The organism is Vibrio sp. qd031 (genome assembly GCF_002100145.1).
GTDB lineage: Bacteria > Pseudomonadota > Gammaproteobacteria > Enterobacterales > Vibrionaceae > Vibrio.
Genome location: NZ_JXQD01000032.1, coordinates 37,905 through 38,106 on the forward strand (window position 1 = coordinate 37,905; position 202 = coordinate 38,106).

Consider the following 202-nt stretch of genomic DNA (forward strand, 5'->3'; position numbering starts at 1 on the left):
ACATGGTAACTTGTTACTCGATATAGTCTTAAGTTGGCTATGCTATATCCAGTTTTTGCCTTTAGATTTTTGCTTAAAAATCTGAAAGCTAAATAGAAGCCTGGCGATGTCCTACTCTCACATGGGGAAACCCCACACTACCATCGGCGCTATTGCGTTTCACTTCTGAGTTCGGCATGGAATCAGGTGGGTCCACAACGCT

The 202-nt window shown here is 43.6% G+C and carries 1 rRNA gene; it reads right to left on the reverse strand.

Annotated elements, in window-relative coordinates:
• Window positions 1-98: 98 nt before the first annotated feature.
• Window positions 99-202: ribosomal RNA gene (rrf, locus tag ST37_RS18240) — 5S ribosomal RNA — on the reverse strand; the annotation flags it as partial.